Raw genomic sequence first — 24,410 nt, 5'->3', positions numbered from 1 at the left:
CGCGAAACTCGCGCACGTCGTGCTGCCGGCGACCGCGTGGGCCGAGACGGACGGCGTGGTGTGCAACACCGAGCGGCGTGTCCAGCGCCTGCGTGCCGCGGTCAAACCGCCGGGAGAGGCGCAGCCGGACTGGTGGATCATCGCCCGGATTGCGCGGCGGCTGGGCATTCCCGGCTTTGAGTTCAAGACACCGGCGGACGTGTTCAACGAGCTTTGCTCCCTCTCGCCGACCTACGGCGGGCTGGACTGGGAGCGCGTTTCACTCGAGGGACTCAACTGGCCGGTGCCGACGAAGGACCATCCCGGCACGCCCATCCTGCACGTGGACAGCTTCACCAATGGCCGCGGCAAGTTCGTCGTCTGCGGCTATCGCGACCCCGCGGAGGTCATCAATGACGAGTTTCCCGTGTGGCTCACGACGGGCCGTCGCTTGCAGAGTTATCACACGCGCACGCAGACCGGGCGGGCGAGCGGCATTGATTACTTGCTGTCGGAGGAAAGCCTCGAAGTGAATCCCGCCGACGCGAAGGCGTGGGGCTTCCGCGATGGCGACTGGGCGTTGGTCAGCAGCCGTCGCGGTTCGGTGAAGATCAAGGTGTGCGCCACGGAGCGCTCGCCGCGCGGCACAGTGTTCGCGAGCTTCAGCTTCGCCGACGTGCCGGTGAACAACCTCACGGGCTCCGGTTACGATCCGACGACGCACACCGCGGAATTGAAGGTGTGTCCGGTGCGGATCGAAGCGGTGGCGAACTGAACCCGCCTACTTCTTCAGCCCACGCCCTCCGCGGCCCTTGAAGGTCAGCTCCGCGATGCCCGATTTGTCGAGTTCGCCGAGGCCGAGACGCTTCATCTTGGAATACTGCCGATACGTCGCGCCGGCAAGCGGAAGGTCGAGTTTCTTGTCTTTCGCGAGCGAGAGCGCGATGCCGCTGTCCTTCGCCGCGTGCGCGGCGCTGAAAAAGCACGAGTGGTCGCGGTTCTTCATGTCGTCGCCGTCGGTGACGAGCACGCGCGAGTTCGCGCCGGTTTGAGAGAAGACTTCCATCACCGTCTTGAGGTCGAGGCCGTGCGCGGCGGCGAGTCCGAGTCCCTCCGCGAGTCCGGCGGTGTTGATGTTCATGACCATGTTGACGAGCGCCTTGACCTGCGCGGCCTTGCCGGCGGCGCCGATGTAGCGGAGGAGTTTGCCCTCGTCGGAAAGCTTCACGAGGAGGTCCTTGACCTTGTTAAAGGTCGCCGCCGCACCGCCGCACATGAGGTAGAGCGTGCCCGCGCGCGCCTGGTTGATGCTCGAGGCCATGCAGGCTTCGAGGCTTCCCGCGCCAGACTTCTTCGCGAGGCGCTCGACCTCGACGTGGACCTTGGGCGTGATGGTCGCGCAGTTGATAAACACGCGGCCCTTCGCGCCGTGAAGCAAACTGTCCATTTTCTTGCCGGCCGCGAAGATCTTTCGCATCGCGTCGTCGTCGGTGACGACGGTGATGACAACGTCCGCGAGCGCGGTGACGCGGGCGAGCTTGGAGCAGGCTTCGCAGCCGAGCTCGCGGGCGAGCGCGAGCGCGGACTCGGCGCGCGCGTCATAGACGGCGGTGACGGGGTATCCGACTTCCTTGAGGCGGCGCGCCATGTTCGCGCCCATGCGGCCGACGCCGACGAATCCGATTTTCTCTGGCATAGCGATGTTGGGTTGAGAGTTTGAACGCAGCCGCCCGGCTGGAAGTTGCGGTTTTGAACGGGCGGCAGTGTAGCGGGGAGCCTCGGAGTGGCGAGGATTTTTTCGGCGCGGTTTGACCCAATCGGCGCGGCTCTCAACTCGGCGGCCGATCTCGCGCTCGAATTCGCCCGGAGAATCCGCAAGCAGAATGTGCGGGTCGTGCGTGACAGGCAGCCCCCGGCGCCGGGGTAGGTCTGCTTGCAGCGGATGAGGATGTCGCGCCACGCGAGGAACCAGAACAACTCCCGGTGAAGCCACAGCTCGCGGAAGTCCAGCGCCACAAGCCCGCGCTTGGGCCGGAGAACGCGCTCGTAGGTTGCGGGGCTTGGGAGCTTCTCGTGCGTGGCGTCGCTCACGGCGCAAATCAAACCTCGTTCCGCCGATACCAGTCCAGCGCTTCGGCGAGGCCGTCCTCGATGCCGTGTGTCGGCTCGTAGCCGAGCAGCGTGCGCGCCTTCGTGATGTCCCCGTGCGAGTGGCGCACGTCGCCGGGGCGGAAGTCCTTGTAAACCGGCTGCGCGCCGGCGAGCGAAGCGTCCGACTTCGCGAGGCCGTCGCGAATCATCGCGAAGAGTTGGTTGAGCGTGGTGCGGCCGCTGACCGCGATGTTGTAAACACGGTTCACGGCGTCGGCGTTCTGCGTCGTGGCCGCGAGCAGATTCGCCTGCACCACGTTGGCCACGTAGCAGAAGTCGCGGCTTGTCTCTCCGTCGCCGTGGATGACGACCGCCTCGCGCCGCAGCAACGCCGCGACCCATTTGGGGATGACCGCGGCGTAAGCGCCGCCGGGGTCCTGCCTCGGGCCGAAGACGTTGAAGTAGCGCAAGCCGATCGACCCGAAGCCGTAGGCGCGCTGGAACACGCCGGCATAGATTTCATTGGACGCTTTCGTCGCGGCGTAGGGCGAGAGCGGAGCACCGGTGTTTTCCTCGACCTTCGGCAGCACGGGATGGTCGCCATACACCGAGCTGCTGCTTGCATACACGAAGCGCCGCACCTTCGCGTCGCGCGCGGCGACGAGCATGGTGAGGAAGCCGGTGACGTTCGCGTGATGGGTCGCGAGCGGGTCGTCGATGGAGCGCGGCACCGAGCCGAGCGCGGCCTGGTGCAGCACGAATTCCGCGCCCTCGCACGCGCGACGGCAGGTATCGGGGTTCGCGATGTCGCCCTCGATGAACGTGAACCGCGCCCACTGCGCGTTCGTGACGAGGTCGCGGACCTGAACGAGGTTTTTGCGGAATCCTGTGGCGAAGTTGTCGAGCGCGACGACGTTTTGATCGAGCTTGAGCAGAGCCTCGATCAAGTTTGAGCCGATGAAGCCGGCGGCGCCGGTGACGAGCCAGCGGCGAGGCGAACCCGCCAAGCTCAGTTTCAGTTTTTCAAATGCGCTCACACCGATCTACAGCATTCCATTTTTCTTATCTCAGCCGCCGGCTGAGCCGTTCGGATGGATCCCGATCAGAGTGAAGAACTCGCCTTCCATCTTCTGCAGTGCTTTGGGATTCCCGTGTTTCAAGTCTTGGAAAGGCTTCCAGAATCTGAACGTCCTGGTGAACCGGAAAGGCCGAAATACAACGGCCATTGGATTGAACTCGCGGTAGGTGCCAAAATGGTAGAAGGCGAGCTTCGCAAGCGAGAACTGCCACCGCTTGCGTTGGGACCAATTCAAGATGATGGCGCGTCGGCCGAGAACGGGGAGGATGTTCTGTTCAATGTAGTCATGCCAGTTGGGGCTCTCGGAATAGACATAGAGAACGTCACGACCGCGGGTGCACCACCACGACCAGATCAGAATGTGCAAGCAGATCGACGAAACCAGAAAGCCGAACAGTGCAAGCAGCAAGACCACAAGGAGCACGGGCGAAAGGAGAAGGATCAACGGTATAAGCCACCATGGGCTTCGGGTTGCTGGCTTCGAGTTGCTCAAGTGTGAAGTGGTCAGATTACTTTGACTCACGCCTTCCACACCTTCCCCGGCGCAACCTTCACCTCGGCCATCGCGTTGCGGGTGTCCACGATGCACTGCGCCCAGTCGGCGAGCTCCTGGTTGTTCGCCTTCTTGTGGTTCGTTGAAATCACGACGACATCGAACGACGCGATGGTTTCGCGGGTCCACGCGACGGACTTGGTTCCTGCCCAGTGGCCGTGCTCGCGGCTGGGGCGGATGACCGGCACGTGCGGGTCGAAGTAGCTCATCGCCGCGCCGCGCTCCTTGAAGAGGTCGAGCAGGATGTAGCTCGGCGACTCGCGGTCGTCGTCCACGTTCGGCTTGTAGGCGAGGCCGACGATGAGGATGCGGGAGCCGTTGATGGCCTTCTTCTTCGAGTTGAGCGCCTCCTGCGTGCGGTGCACCACATACATCGGCATCGCGGTGTTCACCTCGCCGGCGAGTTCGATGAACTTCGTGTTCTGCCCGTATTCGCGCGCCTTCCACGTGAGGTAGAACGGGTCGATCGGGATGCAGTGCCCGCCGAGGCCGGGGCCGGGATAGAAGGGCATGTATCCGAACGGCTTGGTCTTCGCGGCGTTGATGACTTCCCACACGTCAATGCCCATGGCGGCGTAAACCTGCTTGAGCTCGTTCACCAGCGCGATGTTCACGCCACGGAAGATGTTTTCCAAAAGCTTCGTCGCCTCGGCCGCGCGGCAGGAACTCACGGGCACGATGGTCTTGATGGCCTTGCCGTAAAGCTCGGTCGCGCGCCGCTGGCATTCGGGCGTAAAGCCGCCGACGACCTTCGGGATCTGCGCCACGATGCTGTTTGGGTTGCCCGGGTCTTCGCGCTCGGGCGAGAACGCGAGATGGAAATCCGCGCCCGCCTTCAGGCCGCCGCGCTCAAGCACGGCGCGAAGGTCCTCGTCCGTCGTGCCGGGATACGTGGTGGATTCGAGCACGACGAGCAGGCCCTTGTGCAAGTGCGGCAGGATGGCCTCGCCGGAGTTGAGGATGTAGCTGATGTCCGGCTCGCGGTTCTTGTTGAGCGGCGTGGGCACGCAGATGATGACCGCCCCGACGTCGCGGATGCCGCTGAAATCCGTCGACGACTTGAAGCGCCCCGCGGCGAGTTGTTCCTGGATGGCGGCCGCGGGGATGTGCTCGATGTAGCTGCGCCCGGCGTTGAGCGACTCGATCTTGCGCGAGTCGATGTCGAGCCCGAGCACGTTCACGCCCGAGCGCGCGAACTGGAGGCAGAGAGGAAGCCCGACGTAACCCAGACCGATGATGGCAATGTTCATGTTGGCAACCCGGCTCGAGCGGCGTTGAGACGGCCCGGTCCGCCGAGGCAGCGACCGTCGTCGGGCGGGCGGATGACGAGACACCCGCGCTGCTGCCGCGGAGTTTGTAGCGGGACATTCGCGTGATGAGAAGCCAAACCTCACACCCGTTGAATTCGCGATTGCACCACCGCCCGTGCCCCGATAGCTTCGCCCCACGACTGAATCCCCGGCCCGATGCCGCCGTCCATACTCGTGCCATGAAAAAGCTCATCGCCTCCTTCGCCGCCGTCTCTTTCGCCATTGCCCCCGTCGTGCTCCGCGCCGACGAGCCGGTGAAGCAGGTGGGCGCCAAGCCCGCCAAGCCCGCCGCCGAGGCGCTCAAGGTCGGCCAAGCCGCGCCCGACTTCCGCATCAAGGACTCCACCGGCAAGGAGATCAATCTCGCCGACCTCAGCGCGAAAGGCCCCGTGCTCGTTCGCCTCACGTGCGGCTGCCTCGGCTGCGACAAGGAACTGCCCTACTTTCAGGCGCTCAACGAGGCTTACAAGGCGCAGGGTCTGGTGAGCCTCGCGGTCTTCAAGGAGCCCGACACCAAGGTTGAGTCCTACGTGAAGGAAAAGAAGATCGACATGCTTTACGCCGTGGACACCAAGGGCGCGAGCTGGGACGTGTGGAAGACCAAGACCATGCCGAGCAACTTCCTCATCGAAAAAGGCGGCAAGATCGCGGCCATCTCGACCGGCTGCGACCCCAGCGGCATGATCGCCAAGCGCCTTTCCGACAAAGCCGCCAACCTCGTCGGCGGTGAATCCGTGGACGTGAAATCCAAGGTCGACGTCGCCCGCCAGAACAAGCCGGAGCCGAAGAAGTAGTCCCGCGCCATCCCCGCGCGCCGGCGCCGTCGTTGGCCGCGGCCGGCAGACGCTGCATTCCGGTTTTGAACGCGGGCCGATTTCACTCCATCCGCGCCCGCGCCGAGTTTCTTGCTGACAGCCCGGAAGTCGCCTCCCAAACTTGCGCCGCCTTCGCATGAGCGACACGAACCACACCGCGCAATACATCCAGTCGCTCGACGACCTCAAGAGCGTCGAAATCACCACGCTCGTCAATTACATCGTCCTCGACTCGATCAAGTCCGGCGCCAGCGACATCCACATCGAGCCCTGGGAAAACACGCTCTGCGTCCGCATCCGCGTCAGCGGGCAGCTCGCCGAACTGGTGCACCTGCCGCTCGAGCTGAAGGAGAAAGTCGCCGGCCGCGTGAAGGTCATGGCCAACCTCGTCTCGCACGTCACCGGCGTGCCGCAGGATGGCAAGGCGCACATGGGCGCCGAATTCGGCGGCGTGCAACTGCGCGTCTCCATCTTCCCGACGATCCTCGGCGAGAAAGTCGTCTGCCGCATCTTTGACCCGAGCTCGCGCACCTTCAACCTCAACGCGCTCGGGTTCGACGAGCGGACGCTTCACGACTACATCGCGCTGCTCAACAAACCCAACGGCCTCATCCTGCTCACCGGCCCGACCGGCTCGGGCAAGACCACCGCCATCTACGCGTCGCTCTACCACCTGATTGAGAAGCACGGCACGTCCATCAGCGTCGCGTCCGTCGAGGACCCGGTCGAAGTCAACCTCACCACCGTCAGCCAGGCGCAGTTGAACCTTGCGGCCGACTTCACCTTCGCCGCCGCGCTGCGGTCGCTCATGCGGCAGGATCCGCAGATCATCATGGTCGGCGAGATTCGCGACCCGGAGACCGCGGGCATCGCCGTGCAGGCGGGGCTCACGGGCCACATGGTCATCAGCACCGTGCACAGCGGCACGACGGCGGGCGTTTTCGCGCGGCTCATCAACATGAACATCGAGCCGTTCCTGCTCGCGTCGAGCATCCTCGGCGTGATGGGCGTGCGGCTCGTGCGAAAGAACTGCCCCTACTGCGCGATGCCCTACGAGCCCGACCCCGGCCTGCTCAAGCAGCTCACCCATGAGCAGATCGAGAACGGCACGTTCCGCAAGGGCGCCGGCTGCGCCAAATGCAAGAACACCGGCTACGCCTCGCGCATCGCCATCACCGAGCTGCTCGTCGTCAACGAACCCATCCGCGAGGCCGTGCTGAACAAGACGCCCACGCGGCAGATCCAGGACATGGCGATCTCCAGCGGCATGCGCTCGCTCTGGCAAAGCGGCGTCGAACGCGTGCTCGCCGGCGAAACCACGCTCGAGGAAGTCGCCCGCAAGACGGCGAGCGATCAGTTGTAGCCGGCGCGTTATTCCCCCAACTGCGCGGCAAGCTCCATCAACGCGGTCACGACTTTCTTCGACGCATCGACCTCGACGTAGCTCGACTTGGCGCGCCACGTTTCGTAGCCGCCGAGCGCATGGTGCTCGGGCGTGGGCAGGTAGCCGTTGTAGCCGTTCGCCAGCGAGATGGTGAACGCCGGCTTGAGCGCGCTGCGCTGCTTCAACTCCAGCCCGATCTCGACGAACACCTCGCACGGGATGGCGAACACGCCCACGTCGCCGATGCGGTGCGCCTGCACGATGCACTTCACCTCCGGCGGATAGGCGTCCATCTGCACGGTCTCGCGCGCGTAGATTTCCTCCGGCGTGACCATGCGCGGCAACGTCTTCGCTCGCGACATGATTTCCTTCGCGCGCACGAGCTCCTCCTGCGTCGGCTTGCGGACGCCGAGCGTGATTTCCTTCTCCACGGACTTCAGTGGCGCCCAGTCCGCGTGCTTGATGGTGAGCCACGCCTTGTAGGCCTCGGCGGCGACGATGTTCGCCACGAACTTCATCTGCTCGTAGGGCGGCTTGCGCTCCGCCGCGGGGCCGGGCCAGTTGATGTTGTTGATGTTCGCGCTCGCGCCGTTGGACATCAGCGCGACAAACGGCGGGTCCGAGTCGCGCGCGCCGAGCAGTTCTTTCATCCGCTCGCAGAAATAGCCGAAGTAATCCGCGCTGATGGCGCCGCCCGTGGTGCCGCCGACGTAGTGCAACGAGTAGTTCGCGAAGACCGCGATCGGGCGGCCGTTGGTCGAGACGACGGAGATGATGGACACATCCGGGTCGGTCGGGCCCGCGGGTTCGAGCAGCGCGGGATTCGCGACGCCGGGGTTCATCTTCACCTTGTCCTCGCCGCCGAAGGGGTTGGGCAGCTTGGTGCCGGGCTTCATGAACCAGCGGCGGTTGTGGACCTGCGTGGGCTCGCGACCCACGGCCCAGCCGATGCGCGCGGGCGCCAGGGTGTTGAGCGCGCGGCGCACGCCATCCGCGATGCGCACCGCGAGGAACGCGCGATACTCCATGTCCGCCTCGCTCTGGAACACGCTCGCCGAGGTGCCCGCCGAGTGCGTGTGCGTGGCGCTCATCACCATGCGCGCCGCGGGCAGGCCGGTCTCAATGGTGACGAGCCGCTTGGCCTCGTCGAACACCTCGCGCGGAATCATGCACGCGTCGGCGACGACAAGGACGAGCTTGTTCGTGCCGTCATCGAGCGCAAGGCAGCGCGCGTTCAACTCGTCGTGAACGTGCCGCGCGGTGCCGTCCTGCATGTTGCCGTTGATGGACGTGCCGAGCTTCGGCGTGATGACGCTCGTCGCCGCGCCCGCGCGGAAGACTCTGGCAGGTTCGGCTGCGTGTGCGATTGCCGCCGCAAGCAGCGCGAAAACGACGAGAGTGAACAGCGAACTGGCTCGGTTTTTCATGATAGGGGGATTGGACGTGTCGGCCTGGATTGCTCGTCAGCGTCAGCTCGACGCTGCCGCGTCCGCGGCCGGCGGACTGTTTCCCATCCGCTCGTCCACAATCACCGCGGTCACCACGTCGGCGGCGACGTTCAGGACCGTGCGCGCCATGTCAAGGATGCGGTCCACGCCGAGGATGAGCGCGATGCCCTCGGGCGGCGCGCCGAACGTCGCGAGCAACCCGACAATCAGCGGCAGCGACGCGCCCGGCACGCCCGCGACCGCCACCGCGCTCAGCACCGCGAGCAGCAGCAGCGTCACTTGCTGGCCGATGGAGAGGTGGACGCCATACACCTGCGCGATGAACAGCACCACGCATCCTTCGTAGAGCGCCGTGCCGCTCATGTTCATGGTCGCGCCAAGGGGCAGCACGAAGCCCGCGGTCGGCGCGGAGATGCCCAGCCGCTCGCGGCTGACCTGGATCGTCGTCGGCAGCGTGGCGTTGCTCGAGCTGGTCGAGAAGGCCGTGACCATGATCGTGCTGATGGCCTTGAAGAACTGTGCCGGCGACCGCCGCGAAAGCAGCTTGAGCATCAGCGACATCGTGCCGAACAGGTGCACCGCCATCACCACGAGCACGCCCACCACGAACAGCAGCAGCTTCTGCAGGAACTCGATCCCGAGCTTGATGACGATGCTCGCGAGCAGCGCCGCCACCGCATACGGCGCGAGCCGCAGCGCGAACTGCACGATGCGCGTCATCACGTTCGTGACGACTTCGAGGCCGTGCTGAAGCGACGCGCGCTGGCCGTCGGCAAGCGTGGTGCCCGCTGCGCCCACGAGCAGCGCGAAGAGGATCAACGGCAGCACGTCGCCGATGCGGCCGCGGTCCGGTCCGACCACGGCTTGCATGAGATTCCGGGGCATGAACATCTCCACGAGCGACGCAAAGGTGATCTTCACGGGCTCCTTCTCGACGCGCGCCTGCAAGTCCTTCGCCTTCGCGCTGAACTCGGCGTTCGTCACCAACTGGTCGCGCGTCGTCGCGTCGAGGCTGCCGCCGGGCCTGAGCGTGTTCATCATCACGAGCCCGAGCGCGACGCCGATGGCCATGTTCACGCCGAAGAGCGCGAAGGTCCGTCCCGCCATCGGCCCGAGGCGGTCAAGCCGGCCGAGTTGCACCACGCCGAGCGCGAGCGACGCGAACACGAGCGGCACCACCACGAAGAACAGCGCGCGCAGAAAAATCTGCCCGAAGGGATCGAGCAGCTCGTTCGTGAGCCAGCCGGAGAACTTGAAGCCGGCGGGCAGCGCGCCGAACAACTGCTCGCTCGCGGGCACTTTCAGGAAAAGCAGCCGGAGGATCACCCCGGCCACGAGCCCGACGACCATGCCCCAGAGGATGCGCGTGGCGAGCTTGTCCGAATCGCTGGCGGGCGTGGTCACGCGGCGGAAACTAGGAGCAGCCCGCGGCGAAGTCGATGCCGGACTTGAGGCACGGACGCCCCGCCCCGCCGCGCGCCCGGCGCCGGATTGCGGTGCCTTCCGGCGCGCATTGGCGTATCTTCACGCCGTGCGTTCGTCACCGCAGCCGCAGGATGCCCCGGCGCTTCAGCACGTCGTCGTGCCCGACCTCTGGCAACAGCAGGCCGTCGCGGCATTGCGCGCGGGGCAGGATGTCGTCGTCCACGCGCCGACCGGCGCGGGCAAGACGCTGATCTTCGAGCTGTGGTCCGATCACGGGAAGAACCGCGGCCAGGCCATCTACACCGTGCCGACGCGCGCGCTGGCCAACGACAAACTCGCCGAGTGGCGCTCCAAAGGCTGGAACGTCGGCATCGCCACCGGCGACCTTTCGGAAAATCTAGACGCGCCCGTCATCGTCGCGACGCTCGAGACGCAGAAGAACCGCCTCATCGCCGGCGACGGCCCGGCGCTGCTCGTCGTGGACGAATACCAGATGCTCGGCAACGAGGATCGCGGCCTCAATTACGAGCTCGCCATCGCGCTGGCGCCGCCGCGCACTCAATTGCTCCTGCTCAGCGGCTCCGTCGGCAATCCGCGCGACGTCGTCAAGTGGCTCAAGCGCATCGGGCGCGACGCCGTCCTCGTCCAGCACGACGTCCGCCCCGTGCCGCTCGAGGAAGTCTGGGCCTCGAAGCTCAACTACCGCATCCCCTCCGAGATTCGCGGCTACTGGCCGGGGCTGGTCGCCAAGGCGCTCGCGGAGGACCTCGGCCCCATCCTCATCTTCTCGCCCCGGCGCGCGAGCGCGGCCGACCTCGCGGCCGAGCTGGCGCGGCAGCTTCCCGCGTCGAATCCGCTCACGCTCAGCGCCGCGCAGCAGCGGCTCGCCGGCGAGCACCTCGCGCGGCTGCTCAGGTGCCGCATTGCGTATCATCACAGCGGCTTGAGCTACGGCGCGCGCGCCGGCGTCGTCGAACCGCTCGCCAAGGCCGGGCAACTCCGCGTGGTCGTGGCCACGATGGGGCTGGCCGCGGGCATCAACTTCTCGCTGCGCAGCGTCGCGCTCGCCGCCGCGACGTATCGCCGGGACGCCGTGGAACAGCCGCTGCGGCCGGATGAAATCCTGCAGATGTTCGGCCGCGCCGGTCGTCGCGGGCTCGACGAGACCGGCTACATCCTCATCTCGGCGAACGAGGTCCGCGCGCTGGACGCTCATGCGTGCCAGCTCGCGCGCAGCGGGCTGGTGGATTGGGGCGCGCTGTTATCCGTGATGGGCGCGGCCGCGGCGAACGGGCGCGACGCGTTTGCCGAGGCGGTGCGGGTGCAGGAACGGCTGTTCACCACGCGGCCGGTGTTCCTCGGCGTCGAGTCGGCGATGAAGCACCCGGGGGCGCCGTGCGGATTGAAGACCGACTCGGAGCGCGCGCGGCGCGTCCGGCAGAAAGCGCGGGAAATGCGGAACAGCCGCGGCGAATGGGAACGCGCGCCGCAACTTCAGGAGCGGATGCTCCCGGAGATTGTTGTCGCGGACCGGGGCGCGGAGGTCTCGCGCCCCGCCGGACATCCGCGCTCCGTGCTCAGCGAGCCCGAGGCGCTCGAGAAGGCCGGGCCCGGCGAACTCTGCGCGATTGCGACGGAGCACGGCGTGACCACCTACGGCCGCGCGATTTCCGTCGCCGACAAACTGCACGACGGCCGCGTGGTGATTGCGAAATGGATCCGCCGCCTCACCAACTGGGGCGGCCGGCAGGCGGAGATGGACGTGTGGCGCGAGAAAATCCGCCCGCTCGTCGAGAAGAAGTTCGCGCAACAGAAGATGCCGGTCGTGCGCTTCGCGGAGCACGGGCACCGCATCGTCGCCGAGGTCAGCATCGCGAGCCTCACGATGAAGGTCCCCGTGGATCGCCACGGCGTCGCGCTGTGGCGTCCGCTGGAGCGGGAGACGATGCAGCCCGAGTGCGCGCAATGCCCGCACACGAAGCTCTGCCTTTCGCTCGCGCCCGCCACGGGTGTCGCGCTGCTGTGGCGGCGGCTCGGCCTCGTGGACGCCGGGGGCGTGCCGACACGCCGCGGGCAGCTCATCAGTTTCTTCCACGGCAGCGACGGCCTCGCGTTGTCGGCGGCGCTGGAGGACGAGCGATATCCGCTCGACGAGTTGATCTACGACCTTGCGAACCTCGACGCCGGGTTCCGGTTCTGCGGCGAGGACAACCGGTGGGAAGGCCGGCTTGTCGTCGTGTGCCGGCAGGTGTTCGGCATGCAGAGCATCCCCGGTTATCTCGAAAACGGCGCGCCGCCCAGATACGGCGCCGGCGCTGAAGCGGTCGTCGCCTCCGTGCACAAGAACCCGCTCAACAAGCACGGCTGGGTCAGCGACCAACTCGGCGCGGGCGACGTGGACCGCGTGATCATCGAATGGCGCAGCACGCTGCGGCAGATCGCGCACGCGCCCGCGATGGACTGGCCGCGGTGGAAGGCGTTGCAGGCGATGGCCCGGGAACTCCTTCGCGAAACGGAGTCGCCGACGCTCACGGACTTGCCGCCGCTGGAGTTTCACCAGACGAAGCGCGCCGATCACCGGCTGCAATTCCGCCGGCATTGAGCGGCGGCGGGCTACGTGCGCGACTTGTTCCCGACCGTGTGCGAACTCGCGGGCGTGCCGGTGCCGGACACGGTGCAATCCAAGCGCCTCGCGCCGGTGCTCGCAGGCAAGGTCCGCGAAGTTCACCCACAAGTCATTGCGTGCTTCACGGACACCCAGCGAATGATCCGAACCGACTCGTGAAAGCTCATCCACTACCCGCAGGCGAAGCGCACGCAACTGTTCGACCTGGTGAACGACCCGGATGAACGGCGCGACCTGTCCGGCGTGGAGAAGTGGTCGGGCCTCGCGAGGGAACTGCGCGCGAAGCTCGACGCCGCGTTGCTCGGCATGGGCGACCCGCTCGCGGCGCGGGAATCGTCCGGCTCAGGCCTTTTTCTCCGGCACGAACTCCTCCACTTTCGCGTTCTCGACGAGGAAGTTCAGCACCTTCGCGGTGAGGATCTGCTCCTGAATTTCGCCGAAGCCGTTGCGTTCATCGAGCTGCTTCACCAGCTTTTGCACGGGCATCTGGTATTGCGCGGCCATGATCATCACGCGCTGGCTCAGCTCCGACTGCTCCACGCGGATGTTCTCCGCCTCGGCAATGCGGCCGAGCAGGAAGCTCGCCTTCACCCGCTCCTTCGCGCTCGCGGCGGCGAAGCCGAAAATCTGGTCCTTCTGCGCCTCGATGGACTCGCGCGACGCGCCCCGCTTGGTCTGCTCCTGGACGATGTTGTAAACGGCGCTGCGCGTCTCGGTGTTGACGATGCTCTCGGGCAGTTCGCACTTCACGCGGGCGAGCAGTTCGCGGACGATCTGGTCCTTCGCGCTGCGCTCGCGCTGGAATTTCACCTCGTTCTCAAGGTCGTGCTTCACGCCCGCGCGGAGCGCCTCGAGACTCTCGGCCTCGAGTGCCTTCGCGAACGCCTCGTTCACGTCCGGCAGGTGCCGCTCCTTGACCTGCACGATCTCCACCTCGTAGCTGGCCTTCCGCCCCGCGAGCGCGGGCGTCATGAAGTCCGCGGGGAAATCCACGCCCACCGTGCGTTTGGAGCCGGCTTCCGCGCCGACAAGCTGCTCCGTGAAACCCGGGATGAACTGCCCCGCCTGCACATTCACCCAGAAATTCTTGTGCTCGCCCAGCCCGCGCGTCTCCGGCGCAAGCTCCGCGATCGGCTTGCCGTCGCATGTGCCCGTGTAGTTGATCACCACGAAATCTCCCGGCTGCACCGCGCGCGGCACGTCCGCGTAACTGGCCCGCTGCACGCGCAGCGCCTCGAGTGCCTTCGTCACGTCCTCGTCCGTCACCGTGATGGACGGCAGCTTGATGGGAAGCTGCTTGTAATCGGGCATCTCGAACTCCGGCTCCGTTTCGAGCGTGGCGGCGAACTGCAGCGCCTGCCCGCGGCCGAACTGGATTTCCTCGATGTCCGGATACGTCGCCACGCGCAGCTTCTGCTCCGCCACGGCCTTCTTGTAGGAATCGGGGATGAGCCGGCGCTTGACCTCCTTCTCGATGTCCTGCGAGTAGGCCTTCACGACCATGGCGCGCGGGGCCTTGCCGGGGCGGAAGCCAGGGAGCTTGGCGGCTTTTTGATATTCCTGCTCCACCGCGGTGAACGCGGCATCCACCGCCGGCGCGTCCACCTCCACGCGGAGGAGCTTGCGGCACGGGGCGAGATTTTCGACGGTTACATTCACGAGGGACCTTTCGTTGGCCGACGCTCCGCGGTGAAAATGTTCCGGTGAGGCCCGCGCGGAGCCGCGAGCGGGGGGCGAGCCTAGGTGCCGCGCAAGGTCGCGTCAAGCGCGCCGGACGCCGGCACGGGCTGGCTGATGTGCGCCAGCGCACGGTCGCCATCGAGAACGCGACCGCGTTGCCAGCTCACGCTCCTGCCGTGGGATGGAAGCTGTTCCGCGGAAGGAGCGACAGGGAAGCAGGCTCGGACCGGCCTCACGCAGCGGCGGCACCGGGCTTCCGTTGAACAAGCGGCGGACACTCCCCGCGCACCGATGCGCCGGTGATGGTGATTATCCGCGAGTCCTCCGAATGGGGCGCCTCATACATCAGGTCGAGCATGAGTTTCTCGATGAGCGCGCGGAGGGCGCGGGCGCCCGTTCCCTTGCGGTGGGCTTCGCGCGCCAGTTCCCGCAGGGCCTCCGGCGTGAAGATCAGTTCCACGCCTTCCATCCACAGCAGCTTGGCGTATTGCTTGGTGAGCGCGTTCTTCGGGTCGGTCAGGATCGTCACGAGCTGGTCCTCCGAGAGTTCGTCAAGGACGCTTGTGACAGGCAACCGCCCGACGAACTCGGGAATGAACCCGTAGTTCAGCAGGTCTTCCGGCTCCACGCTGTGCAACACTTTCCGCTGCTCCATCGCCGCCGCCTTTGCCGAATGATGCGACGCGCCAAAGCCGACGACGCGGCTGCCCAGCCGCCGGTGGATCGTCTTTTCGAGTCCCACGAACGCGCCGCCGCAGATGAACAGGATGTTTGTCGTGTCAACCCGGATGTATTCCTGCTGCGGGTGCTTGCGGCCGCCCTGCGGCGGAACATTGCACACCGTGCCCTCGAGGATTTTCAGCAACGCCTGCTGCACGCCCTCGCCGGAAACATCGCGCGTGATGGACGGGCCGTCGGCCTTGCGGGCGATCTTGTCGATCTCGTCGATGTAAACGATGCCGACCTGCGCGCGCTTCACGTCGTAGTCCGCGGTCTGGAGCAATCGCAAGATGATGTTCTCCACATCCTCGCCCACATAGCCGGCCTCGGTCAGCGTCGTTGCGTCTGCAATCGCAAAGGGCACGTCGAGCGCGCGCGCCAGGGTCCGCGCCAGCAGCGTCTTGCCCGAGCCCGTCGGCCCGATGAGCAGGATGTTGCTCTTCTCGATCTCCACGTCCGGATGCGGGTCGTCGCCTCGGCGGTTTCGACCGGGGCTGTCGGACGCGTGCAGGATGCGCTTGTAGTGGTTGTGAACGGCGACGGCGAGCGCCTTCTTCGCGGCGTCCTGCCCGACGCAATGGTCATCGAGGATGCGCTTGATCTCGCCGGGCTTCGCCACGCGAATCCGCGGCGTCACCCGCCGCGTGTCGGCCGAGAGTTCCTTGTCCAGCACGCTCTTGCACACGGCGATGCACCCGTCGCAGATGTAAACGCCCGGCCCCGCGATGAGCTTCTTGACCTCGGCGTGCGACTTCCCGCAGAAGCTGCACAAGGTCAGGTTGTGGGGCCGTGCCATGGGAAGCCGGGTTGCGCGTCAGGTGCTCTTCAAGTCCGCGAGCTTCTGGTCGGCGAGCCCGGGGATTTCCTTCCGCGAAGCGACCACCTCATCCACGAGCCCGAACTGTTTCGCCTCCTCGGGCGACATGAAATTGTCGCGGTCGCACGCCTTCTCCACGATCCCGACCGGCTGGCCCGTGTGCTTGGCGATGATCTCGTTGAGCCGCTGCTTGAGCTTGAGCATGTATTTGACGCGGATTTCCACGTCGCTCGCCTGCCCCTCCGCGCCGCCGAGCACCTGGTGGATCATGATGTTCGCGTTTGGCAGGGCGTAGCGCTTGCCCTTCGTGCCGCCCGCGAGCAGCACCGCGCCCATGCTCGCCGCCTGCCCGATGCAGTAGGTGTTCACGTCGCACGTCAGGAACTGCATCGTGTCATAAATCGCCAGCCCCGCCGTCACGCTCCCGCCCGGCGAATTGATGTAAAGATGAATGTCCTTCTTCGGGTCGCTCATCTGGAGGAAGAGCAGTTGCGCGATGATCAGGTTCGAGATCATGTCGTCAATCGGCGTGCCGATGAACACGATGCGGTCCACCAGCAACCGCGAATAGATGTCGTAGCCGCGCTCGCCGCGACCGGTCTGCTCCACCACCATCGGCACCAGGAAATTGTTCATAAGACTTCGCTCAGAGGCGCGCGGAACGTAGTGGCGGGCCCGCGGCCCGTCAAGCGCGTCAGGCTTTCTCCTACCAAATCCGCCCTCCGGATGAAAGCCAATTGTCCGCGACTGGCCTTGCTCCGATTGGGTGGACGGGGGGTCGGCTTTCGTCGCAACGTTGAGTCAAGCGATGCGGGTGAGGATCGCGAGGTTCGGAATGCGCTGGTGGGCGCGCGGGGTTGCGCAGCTTTGCCGTTGAAATCCCGGGGGCCAGCTCGCACCCTGCCGCCATGAACACCGGCGGCCCCATCTCCCGGCGCACTTTCCTTGCCGCCACGGCGCTCGTTTCGGTTTCGCCCCGGCCCGGCGCGCAGGAGTCAAAGCCCGAGCCCATCATCGACATCCATCAACACACGAACTATCACGGGCGCACGGACGGACAGATGCTCGCGCACCAGCGCGCGATGGGCATCACCACGACGATCCTCCTGCCCGCGGGCCGCGTGGCGGAGCTGCCGAGCACGCACGCCGGCCGGTCCAACGGACTCGCGGCCAGGTGCGGCGGCAACGAGTGGTGCAAGCGCTTCGCCGACGAGCATCCCGGCGAGTTCCTGTTCGCCGCAAACGAAATCACGGATCATCCCGAGGCCCGCGCGGAGGTTGAGAAGTATCTCAAGCTCGGCGCGAAGATGATCGCCGAGCAGAAGTTCGGCGTGGCGTGCGACTCGGCGTCGAGCCAGGACCTCTACCGGCTCGCGCAGGATCACGGCGTGCCGGTGCTGCTGCACTTCCAGCACGGCACCTACAACCTCGGCTACGAGCGCTTCCACAAGGTGCTGGAGAACTTCCCGAAGGTGAACTTCCTCGGCCACGCGCAGACGGTGTGGGCGAACATTGACAGGGACCACGCGGACCAGAAAAACCTTTATCCGAAGACGAAGGTCACGGCCGGCGGCCTGACGGATGTGTATCTTCGGACGTATCCGAACTTCTTCGCGGACATGTCGGCCGGCTCGGGGCTGAATGCGCTCATCCGCGACGAAGATCACACGCGCGGCTTCCTCGACCGGCACCAGTCCAAGATTCTTTACGGCAGCGATTGCGCCGACACGCTCGGCCGGGGTCCCGGCTGCCAGGGCGCGCAGACGCTCGCGGCGCTACGGCGTCTCGCGCCCAACGCGGCCGCGCTGCGGAAAATCCTGTTCGAGAATTCGAGGAAGCTTTTCAGGCTCGCCTAGTTTGCCCGAAGCTCCCGCCCGCCGGGAACCGACAGTGCGCCTCACTCCACCACGAGCACGGGCGTGCCGAGCGACACGAGCTTGAGCAGGAGTTCCGCGTTCCAGTTCGACAGCCGGAAGCAGCCGTGCGACTCCGTGCGCCCGACGTCCTCGGGCTTTGCCGTGCCGTGGATGCCGTATCCGGGCCGGTTGAGGCTCACCCAGGCCGAGCCCACCGGGTTGTTCGGGCCCGGCGGGAGAATCAGCTTGGTCTTCAGTTGCCGGGCCTCGGCGGACTCGGGGAAAACCTCCGGGTCGAACGTGTAGTTCGGATTCGCCGCCGCCGCGACCACGTTCAGCTCGCCCGTCGGCCGCTTCTCGACGCGCTGCGCGATGCTGCACGGGAAATGCGCGAGCAGGTTCGTGCCCGCGTCGAACGCCTGCAGCGTCTTGCCCGCCAGATGGATGGTGACCCACGCGGCTTTCGAGCGAAACGCCGGCGCGCCCACGTTCAGCACCTGCACGGGCGTCCCGGCGGTGAGGTTGGTCCAATTCAAGTCCGGGTTGAGCCGCCGGATGAGGATCGGATGCGCGTGGCTGCGCTCGGCGACGAGTTCGAGGATCGATTCGTAATCGAGCGCGCCTTGCTGCGACTTGCCGAGCCACGTCGTGCTGAGCGGTTGAAGTCGCGCGAGGTCGTTGCTCGTCACCGTGTAGGTCACGAGCGGCGGCACGGTCAGTTGAAGCCGCGCCTGCGTCTCGCTGTCCAGGCCGCCGGTGGGTTTGAGCCCCTCGCGCGATTGGAACGCCCGCAGCGCCGCGCGCGTCTGCGGACCAAACTGCCCGTCCATCGAGCCCGATGAAAAGCCCGCGCGGTCGAGCGCGAGTTGCGCCTCGAGCATCGGCCACGCGAACTTGCCCGACTCGACGCGGTTCGTCGCGGCAAGGGATGTGTTGGTGGACTTCGCCGGGGGCGGATTCGTGTCGAGGCGCGCGATGACGGGGTTCGTCGCCGGCACGTGCGGCACGGGGACGACATTCGTCCGGGCGGCGAGGGCGGGCGGGGTGTTTGTCGCCTTCGCGACCGGCTGAGGCTGGACCTCGGGCGGCGTGAACCATGCGAGGATCGGCTTCCGAAAATGCCATGCCAGAAATGGCGCGCCGCACACGGCAAGCGCGATGAGAAGCAGCCGTCCCCGCCTCGCCGGCCGCTTCGGGGCGCGCACGGGCTGGAACAGCGGCATCTTGATCAGCACGCGCGCATCAAAGCACAACCCGGCTCGCGGCGGAAGAGAATCCACGGTCGCCGGACGCGCGCGCCTCGCGCCAGTCGAGAACTTTCAACTGCACGGTGCGCGTGCCGTTGAACTCGTTGATCTGCGGCGAGAATGCGAGGTCGAACCGGCCCGCGGGCAGTTCCGGGTCGGCGACATTCCACATCACGGCCTGCCGGGTATCGCGCCCATCGGTCACGTGCAGACGGGCATGCTGCTTCTCGCCGCCCATTCGAAACACGGGGCGCGCGAGCGAGAGGTTCCGCGCGACGAGGCTCACGGCGGGATTCGCCTGCCCCGTCGGTTGAAGCCGCTCCAGCTCGGCAAGTTGGCCGAGGCTCAACTCGCCGAGTGACGTCTCGGCGTCGAGCCGGACTTCGGGTTGAAGTTGCTCGGCCGTGAGCGCGCGGCGGGCCAGCTCGTTCAAGCGGGCGCGCAGCGCGTCCACGTTTGAGGGCTTCAGCGAGAGCCCCGCGGCCATCGCGTGCCCGCCGTGGCGCGCGAGCAGGTCATCGCATTCGCGCAACGCGGCCGCGAGATCGAAGCCCTCGATGCTCCGGCCGGAGCCGCGCCACTCGTGCGCGTCGCCCCCGAGGATGATCGTCGGCCGGTGAAAGGCCCTCTGCACGCGCGAGGCGACAATGCCGACGACGCCGATGTGCCAGAGCAACTGCCCCTCGACGATCACGAAGTCCGTCTCCGGGTTGAAGCGCGCGCGCACCGCGCCGGTGACGTCGTCCGCGATGGCGCGCTCGATTTGCTGGCGTTCGCGGTTGCGCGCGTCGAGCCCGCGGGCGAGCGGCTCGGCCGTCGCGAGGTCGGGCGCGAGCAGGAGGTCGAGCGCGGCGGTCGCGGTCTCGAGCCGGCCGGCGGCGTTGAGGCGCGGGCCGAGTTGGAAGCCGACGTCGTAGGTGCCGACCGGCTCGCGGACCTGCGCGACGCGCTTGAGCGCGACGAGCCCGGGCCGCGGCGTGGCGTTGAGCCGCTCGAGTCCGGCCGTGATGAGGATGCGGTTCTCGTGCCGGAGCGGGACAAGGTCGGCGATGGTCCCGAGCGCAACGAGGTCGAGCAGCGGCCGCACGTCAAACGCGTCCGCGCCGGGGAGGCCGAGTTCCCGCGCGCGCTTGACGAGCGCGTGCGCGAGCTTGAAGGCGAGTCCGGCGGAGCAGAGTTCGTGGAAGTCCGGCTGTTCCCCGCGCCGCTGCGGATTCACGAGTGCCACGGCTCCGGGCGGCGGCGAAGAGACCTGGTGGTGGTCGAGGACGATCACATCCACGCCGCGTTCGCGAAGCCACGCGATGGTCTCGACTGCGGTCGAGCCGCAGTCCACCGCGAGCAGAAGTTTGACGGGGAACTTGTTGAGGCAGTTCTCCACGGCGTCGCGCGTGAGGCCGTAGCCTTCGTCCATGCGATGTGGCAGGTAGGGATGCACAGTCCAGCCGAGAGACGAGAGCACTTCGTGGAGCAGCGCGGTCGAGGTGACGCCGTCCACGTCGTAGTCGCCAAAGATGACGAGCGGCTCGGCGCGTTCGCGCGCGAGCCGCAGGCGGTCGACCGCACGGTCCATGTCGGGCAGCAGGAAGGGATCGGCAAGCTGGCGCAGGCGCGGCCCGAGAAACTGCCGGATGGACGCCGCATCGGACTGGCCGCGGTTGAGGAGGCACTGGATCATCAGCGGCGAGAGGCCCAGCTCGCGCGCGAGCGGCTCCGCGAGCAGGGGTTGCGGCGGGGCCAGAGTCCAGCGGGATTTCATGCAGCCGGCGGCGGCGGGTCCGCCGGAGGACTGGCCCGCAACGCGAGGATTGAGAGCAGGACGGACAACAGGATCAGCGCGCCAACGACAAGCAGCGACGCGCCGGTCGGGATGTCCAGCCAGGGTTTGACGAGCATTTTCAGGCCGATGAAGGCGAGCACGAGCGCGAGGCCGATCTTGAGGTAGCGGAAGTAACGGATCGCGCCCGCGAGCACGAAGTAGAGCGAGCGCAGGCCGAGGATGGCGAAGACGTTTGAGGTGAAAATGATGAACGGCTTCTCGGTGACGGCGAAGATCGCGGGGATCGAGTCCACGGCGAACACGAGGTCGGTCGTCTCCACCATCAACAGCACCAGCGCCAGCGGCGTGAGCGCGCGCCGGCCGTCCAGGCGCGTTATGAAGCGGTCGCCCTCGAACTCGCGTGTCACCGGGTAAAGCCGCCGCGTGAGATTCAGCACCGGGTTCTTCTCCGGGTGCACGCCGTCGTCGTCCACGAAGAGCATCTTCACGCCGGTGAAGAGCAGGAAGCCGCCGAACAGATACAACACACCGTGGAACCGGGAGACCAGCACCGCGCCGCCCCAGATCATCAGCCCGCGCATTACGAGCGCGCCGAGGATTCCCCAGAAGAGCACGCGATGCTGCAACTCGGGCGGCACGCGGAAGTAGGCGAAGATGAGCGCGATGACAAACACGTTGTCCATCGAGAGCGAGAGTTCGATGATGTAACCGGTGACGAACTCGAGCGCCTCGCCCCGGCCCCGCATCGGCACGAGCGCCGCGGCGAACCCCATGGCCAGCGTGAAGAACACAAGCGTCCACGCAAACGCCTCGCGGAAGGTGACGGCGTGCGCCTTGCGGTGGAAGACGCCGAGGTCAAGCGCGAGGAACACCAGGACGCCGCCGATGAAGACGGCGTAGTGCAGGGGCGTGATCTCTACAAGGGCCAGCAGGAATGCAGGCATGGTGTCCATGACTTTGGATCCGGTTTACATGGCCCGGCCCCCGCCAGGTCAGCTCGCGCGAAGTCCGGGGCGAGGCAGCGACCGACTCACGCCCTGGCGGCTTCCGCCGCCTCGGGCGCGGCGGTCATCGCCGTGCCGCCGAGCGCGGGGCGCTTGCCCTTGTGCCACCAGAGCACAAACGCGCTCGCGATGTAAATGGAGGAGTAGGTGCCGATGATGATGCCCCAGAGGAACGTGAAGGCGAAGTCGTTGATGACGCCGCCGCCGAACCAGTAGAGCGACGCGGTGGCGACGAACACGGTGCCGGACGTGATGAACGTGCGGCTGAGCGTCTGGTTGAGCGCGATGTTCATCAGCTCGGTGAAGCTGCCGCGGATGCCGAGTTTCAGGTCTTCGCGGATGCGGTCGAAGATCACGATGGTGTCGTTGATGGAGAAGCCGATGATCGTGAGCAGCGCCGCGACCACGGTGCCGTTGAGCTCGCGCCCGGCGAGGAAGTAGATGCCCAGCGTCATCAGGATGTCGTGGCAGATGGCGATGACGGCGCCGAGCGCGAACGAGAATTCGTATCGGAACGCGACGTAAACGAGGATGCCGAACAGCGCCAGGACCACCGCCCACAGCGCGGTGCGCAGGATCTCCCCGCCGACCGTCGGGCCGACGCTGCGGAGCTGGTTGTTGGTGAATTTCTCGTCCGGGAACGCCTTGATGATCGAGTCGGCGACGGCCTTGCCCGCGCCCGCGAGCACGGTCACGCGCAGGCGCTCGGAATTGTCGCCGGGGGATTTCTGATACTGGAGCAGCGCGTCCTTGACCTGATGTTCCCTGCCTTTGGCATCCGTGAACTTCACCGCGGTGACGACGGCGCGGATTTTCTCCAGGTCCTCGACCTTCTTCGCGAACGTGAAGAAGAGTTCGTCGCCGCCGCGCATCTCGTGGCCGAGCACGCTCGCGCCACGGAAGCCGACGCCGTAGACGAGGCCGACGAGGATGAGGCTCCACGACGCGATGAACGCGGGCCTGGCGAACTTCATGAAGTTGTAGTTCGCGTCGCGGAAGATTTGGAACATCGGCAGGCTCTTGATCAGGCCGCGCGCGAGGAGGAAGTCGAACATGAGGCGCGTGATGATGAGCGCGGTGAACATGCTCACCGTGATGCCAATGGTGAGTGTGACGCCAAAGCCCTTCACCGGCCCGGTGCCGAGGTAGATGAGCAGAACCGAGGCGATGAGCGTGGTGAGGTTCGAGTCGAAGATGGTCGCGAAGGCCCGCGCGTAGCCGGCGTTGATCGCGCCGCGGAGGGACTTGCCGGCCGCCAGTTCCTCGCGGATGCGCTCGTAGATGAGCACGTTCGCGTCCACCGCCATGCCGATGGTGAGCACGATGCCCGCGATGCCCGGCAGGGTCAGCGTGGTGCCGATGGAACACATCACGCCGAGAAGGATGAGGATGTTGATGACCAACGCCGCGTTCGCGATGAGCCCGGAGAGCATGTAATAAACGAGCATGAACACGCCGACGGCGATCACGCCGTAGATCGCGGATTTGATGCCCGCCTCGATCGTGTCCTTGCCGAGCGAGGGCGTGACGCTGACTTCCTCCTCGATGGACAGGGGGGCTTCCAGCGGGTTTTCGAGCGCGCTGGCGAGTTCGGCGGCTTCCTTCAAGTCGAAGCTCCCGCTGATCTCGCAACTCCCCCCGAGGATCGGCTCGCGGATCACCGGCGCGGACAGCAACTCGCCGTCGAGCACGATGCCGAACCGCTGGCCTACGTTGTCCTTGGTGATGTCGCCGAACAGCTGCGCGCCCTCGGTGTCGAAGCGCAGGATGATGATCGGGTCGTTGTTGACGTGGTGCCGGCTGTGGAAGGCCCGCGCCACGTGCTTGCCGGACAGGCCGAGCTCGGCCTTGACCTTGACGAACACTTCCTCGGCGCGCTCGTCGGGCTTGCCTTTCTGGTGGAGCAACTTCATCCGCTCGTATCCGGGGAAAGACGTGTAGCCCTGGCGGATGAGCTCGTCGCTGTCCGGCCGGAGCATGCGGAACTCGAGGAACGCCGCGCGCTGGATGTTCTGCCGCGCCATCGCCATCACGGATTCCTCGATGCCCGGCAGTTGCACCACGATGCGGTCCTCGCCGGCCGGCTGGATGAGCGGCTCGGCCACGCCGAGTGAGTCCACGCGCTTGCGGAGGACTTCGACGGCGTTCTCGATGGCGAGCGCATGGGTGACGCCGCGGCTGACGATGTTCGTCTTGCCCTTCTCGTCCACCTCCAACCGCGTCAGGTCCATGCGCACGGTGAAGGACACGCCGCCCTGCAAATCGAGTCCAAGCCGGATCTTGCCCGCGGCCTCGCGCTGGAGCCGGTAGAGGATGGCGAGGTTGGGGTTCTTCTGCCCGCGGACTTTGAAAGGGAAGTAGCGCGTGAGGTCGTTGGTGCCGACGGCCGCGACGAGGTTGCCGAACGTGTTGCCCGGCTTCTCGGTCTGGAGCTTGCGCGCGCGCTCGACGATCGAGGCGAAATTGGCGTCCGGCCCCGCCGCCCGCTCCTGAAAGACCTGCACCAAGTCGCGGTTCGTCGGCGGGTAAACGCTGTAAAGCGAGAAGCCGATGGCAAAGAGGGCCGCCAGCAGCCGCCAGGTGTTGTTGCGGGGCAT

18 protein-coding genes are annotated in these 24,410 nt (G+C 66.3%); 5 read left to right on the top strand and 13 right to left on the bottom strand.

Going from position 1 to position 24,410, the window contains the following annotated elements; translation table 11 throughout:
- Window positions 1-754 (top strand): formate dehydrogenase subunit alpha (locus tag FJ386_03400; protein ID MBM3875748.1); only part of this gene is annotated, 754 nt, incomplete at its 5' end.
- 6 nt (window positions 755-760) lie between these two features.
- Here FJ386_03400 and FJ386_03395 read toward each other — a convergent pair.
- The 4 genes from FJ386_03395 to FJ386_03380 all read right to left on the bottom strand — a co-directional run bounded on the left by FJ386_03395 (window position 761) and on the right by FJ386_03380 (window position 4,951).
- Window positions 761-1,675 (bottom strand): NAD(P)-dependent oxidoreductase, encoded by a 915-nt coding sequence (locus FJ386_03395; protein ID MBM3875747.1) that lies wholly within the window; start codon window positions 1,673-1,675, stop codon window positions 761-763.
- A 403-nt stretch (window positions 1,676-2,078) separates the two neighbouring features.
- Complete coding sequence (locus FJ386_03390; protein MBM3875746.1) at window positions 2,079-3,107, bottom strand: SDR family oxidoreductase; 1,029 nt, start codon at window positions 3,105-3,107, stop codon at window positions 2,079-2,081.
- 30 nt (window positions 3,108-3,137) lie between these two features.
- The gene (locus FJ386_03385) at window positions 3,138-3,572 is read right to left on the bottom strand and encodes a hypothetical protein (GenBank protein MBM3875745.1); all 435 of its coding nucleotides are present in this window, start codon (window positions 3,570-3,572) and stop codon (window positions 3,138-3,140) included.
- Window positions 3,573-3,667: 95 nt separating this feature from the next.
- The gene (locus FJ386_03380; GenBank protein ID MBM3875744.1) at window positions 3,668-4,951 is read right to left on the bottom strand and encodes a nucleotide sugar dehydrogenase; all 1,284 of its coding nucleotides are present in this window, start codon (window positions 4,949-4,951) and stop codon (window positions 3,668-3,670) included.
- 125 nt (window positions 4,952-5,076) lie between these two features.
- Between FJ386_03380 and FJ386_03375 the strand changes: the two genes are divergently transcribed.
- Both FJ386_03375 and FJ386_03370 read left to right on the top strand, forming a co-directional pair.
- Window positions 5,077-5,805 carry a redoxin domain-containing protein gene (locus tag FJ386_03375; GenBank protein MBM3875743.1) on the top strand — a complete coding sequence of 243 codons (729 nt, stop codon included), beginning with the start codon at window positions 5,077-5,079 and terminating at the stop codon, window positions 5,803-5,805.
- Window positions 5,806-5,962: 157 nt separating this feature from the next.
- Window positions 5,963-7,189, top strand: a complete 1,227-nt coding sequence (locus FJ386_03370; protein MBM3875742.1) for a type II/IV secretion system protein — start codon at window positions 5,963-5,965, stop codon at window positions 7,187-7,189.
- A gap of 8 nt (window positions 7,190-7,197) precedes the next feature.
- Here FJ386_03370 and FJ386_03365 read toward each other — a convergent pair whose 3' ends face one another.
- Together FJ386_03365 and FJ386_03360 are read right to left on the bottom strand one after the other, a co-directional pair.
- On the bottom strand, window positions 7,198-8,616 hold the full coding sequence (locus FJ386_03365) for a hypothetical protein (protein ID MBM3875741.1): 1,419 nt from the start codon (window positions 8,614-8,616) through the stop codon (window positions 7,198-7,200).
- A gap of 63 nt (window positions 8,617-8,679) precedes the next feature.
- Window positions 8,680-10,008, bottom strand: coding sequence for a dicarboxylate/amino acid:cation symporter (locus tag FJ386_03360; GenBank protein ID MBM3875740.1), 1,329 nt, complete (start codon window positions 10,006-10,008; stop codon window positions 8,680-8,682).
- 10 nt (window positions 10,009-10,018) lie between these two features.
- Here FJ386_03360 and FJ386_03355 point away from each other — a divergent pair, with 10 nt between their 5' ends.
- A complete protein-coding gene (locus FJ386_03355; GenBank protein MBM3875739.1) occupies window positions 10,019-12,685 on the top strand; it encodes a DEAD/DEAH box helicase in 2,667 nt (888 codons plus the stop codon).
- Between the two features lie 366 nt (window positions 12,686-13,051).
- On the opposite strand, the gene tig is transcribed toward FJ386_03355, so the two are convergent.
- The 3 genes from tig to FJ386_03340 form a co-directional block, all read right to left on the bottom strand.
- Window positions 13,052-14,368, bottom strand: coding sequence for a trigger factor (gene tig, locus FJ386_03350; protein ID MBM3875738.1), 1,317 nt, complete (start codon window positions 14,366-14,368; stop codon window positions 13,052-13,054).
- A gap of 253 nt (window positions 14,369-14,621) precedes the next feature.
- Window positions 14,622-15,905, bottom strand: coding sequence for an ATP-dependent Clp protease ATP-binding subunit ClpX (clpX, locus tag FJ386_03345; protein MBM3875737.1), 1,284 nt, complete (start codon window positions 15,903-15,905; stop codon window positions 14,622-14,624).
- Window positions 15,906-15,923: 18 nt separating this feature from the next.
- Complete coding sequence (locus FJ386_03340; GenBank protein ID MBM3875736.1) at window positions 15,924-16,562, bottom strand: ATP-dependent Clp protease proteolytic subunit; 639 nt, start codon at window positions 16,560-16,562, stop codon at window positions 15,924-15,926.
- 272 nt (window positions 16,563-16,834) lie between these two features.
- Between FJ386_03340 and FJ386_03335 the strand changes: the two genes are divergently transcribed.
- Window positions 16,835-17,782: an amidohydrolase gene (locus tag FJ386_03335; GenBank protein MBM3875735.1), complete on the top strand. Its 948-nt coding sequence runs from the start codon at window positions 16,835-16,837 to the stop codon at window positions 17,780-17,782.
- Window positions 17,783-17,823: 41 nt separating this feature from the next.
- Here FJ386_03335 and FJ386_03330 read toward each other — a convergent pair whose 3' ends face one another.
- The 4 genes from FJ386_03330 to secD form a co-directional block, all read right to left on the bottom strand.
- The gene (locus FJ386_03330) at window positions 17,824-18,663 is read right to left on the bottom strand and encodes a murein L,D-transpeptidase (GenBank protein ID MBM3875734.1); all 840 of its coding nucleotides are present in this window, start codon (window positions 18,661-18,663) and stop codon (window positions 17,824-17,826) included.
- A 361-nt stretch (window positions 18,664-19,024) separates the two neighbouring features.
- Window positions 19,025-20,788, bottom strand: coding sequence for a single-stranded-DNA-specific exonuclease RecJ (gene recJ / locus FJ386_03325; protein MBM3875733.1), 1,764 nt, complete (start codon window positions 20,786-20,788; stop codon window positions 19,025-19,027).
- Entirely contained in the window at window positions 20,785-21,753 is a 969-nt protein-coding gene (locus FJ386_03320; GenBank protein MBM3875732.1) for a TerC family protein, read from the bottom strand. Before FJ386_03320 ends, recJ begins: the two co-directional genes overlap by 4 nt.
- A gap of 86 nt (window positions 21,754-21,839) precedes the next feature.
- Window positions 21,840-24,410: a protein translocase subunit SecD gene (gene secD / locus FJ386_03315; GenBank protein ID MBM3875731.1), complete on the bottom strand. Its 2,571-nt coding sequence runs from the start codon at window positions 24,408-24,410 to the stop codon at window positions 21,840-21,842.

Source organism: Verrucomicrobiota bacterium (assembly GCA_016871675.1).
Classification (GTDB): domain Bacteria; phylum Verrucomicrobiota; class Verrucomicrobiia; order Limisphaerales; family VHCN01; genus VHCN01.
Note: the sequence above shows the minus strand (reverse complement) of the source record. Positions and strands in the feature narration are given on the sequence as shown.

What these genes read in the sequence shown, in the direction of transcription:
- FJ386_03370 (MBM3875742.1), top strand. Translation starts at nt 5,963, where the DNA reads ATGAGCGACACGAACCACACCGCGCAATACATCCAGTCGCTCGACGAC.
- FJ386_03320 (MBM3875732.1), bottom strand. Translation starts at nt 21,753, where the DNA reads ATGCCTGCATTCCTGCTGGCCCTTGTAGAGATCACGCCCCTGCACTAC.
- FJ386_03395 (MBM3875747.1), bottom strand. Translation starts at nt 1,675, where the DNA reads ATGCCAGAGAAAATCGGATTCGTCGGCGTCGGCCGCATGGGCGCGAAC.
- FJ386_03335 (MBM3875735.1), top strand. Translation starts at nt 16,835, where the DNA reads ATGAACACCGGCGGCCCCATCTCCCGGCGCACTTTCCTTGCCGCCACG.
- FJ386_03330 (MBM3875734.1), bottom strand. Translation starts at nt 18,663, where the DNA reads ATGCTCGAGGCGCAACTCGCGCTCGACCGCGCGGGCTTTTCATCGGGC.
- FJ386_03375 (MBM3875743.1), top strand. Translation starts at nt 5,077, where the DNA reads ATGAGAAGCCAAACCTCACACCCGTTGAATTCGCGATTGCACCACCGC.
- recJ (MBM3875733.1), bottom strand. Translation starts at nt 20,788, where the DNA reads ATGAAATCCCGCTGGACTCTGGCCCCGCCGCAACCCCTGCTCGCGGAG.
- secD (MBM3875731.1), bottom strand. Translation starts at nt 24,410, where the DNA reads ATGCCCCGCAACAACACCTGGCGGCTGCTGGCGGCCCTCTTTGCCATC.
- clpX (MBM3875737.1), bottom strand. Translation starts at nt 15,905, where the DNA reads ATGGCACGGCCCCACAACCTGACCTTGTGCAGCTTCTGCGGGAAGTCG.
- FJ386_03355 (MBM3875739.1), top strand. Translation starts at nt 10,019, where the DNA reads ATGCGCGTGGCGAGCTTGTCCGAATCGCTGGCGGGCGTGGTCACGCGG.
- FJ386_03360 (MBM3875740.1), bottom strand. Translation starts at nt 10,008, where the DNA reads ATGGTCGTCGGGCTCGTGGCCGGGGTGATCCTCCGGCTGCTTTTCCTG.
- FJ386_03380 (MBM3875744.1), bottom strand. Translation starts at nt 4,951, where the DNA reads ATGAACATTGCCATCATCGGTCTGGGTTACGTCGGGCTTCCTCTCTGC.
- FJ386_03340 (MBM3875736.1), bottom strand. Translation starts at nt 16,562, where the DNA reads ATGAACAATTTCCTGGTGCCGATGGTGGTGGAGCAGACCGGTCGCGGC.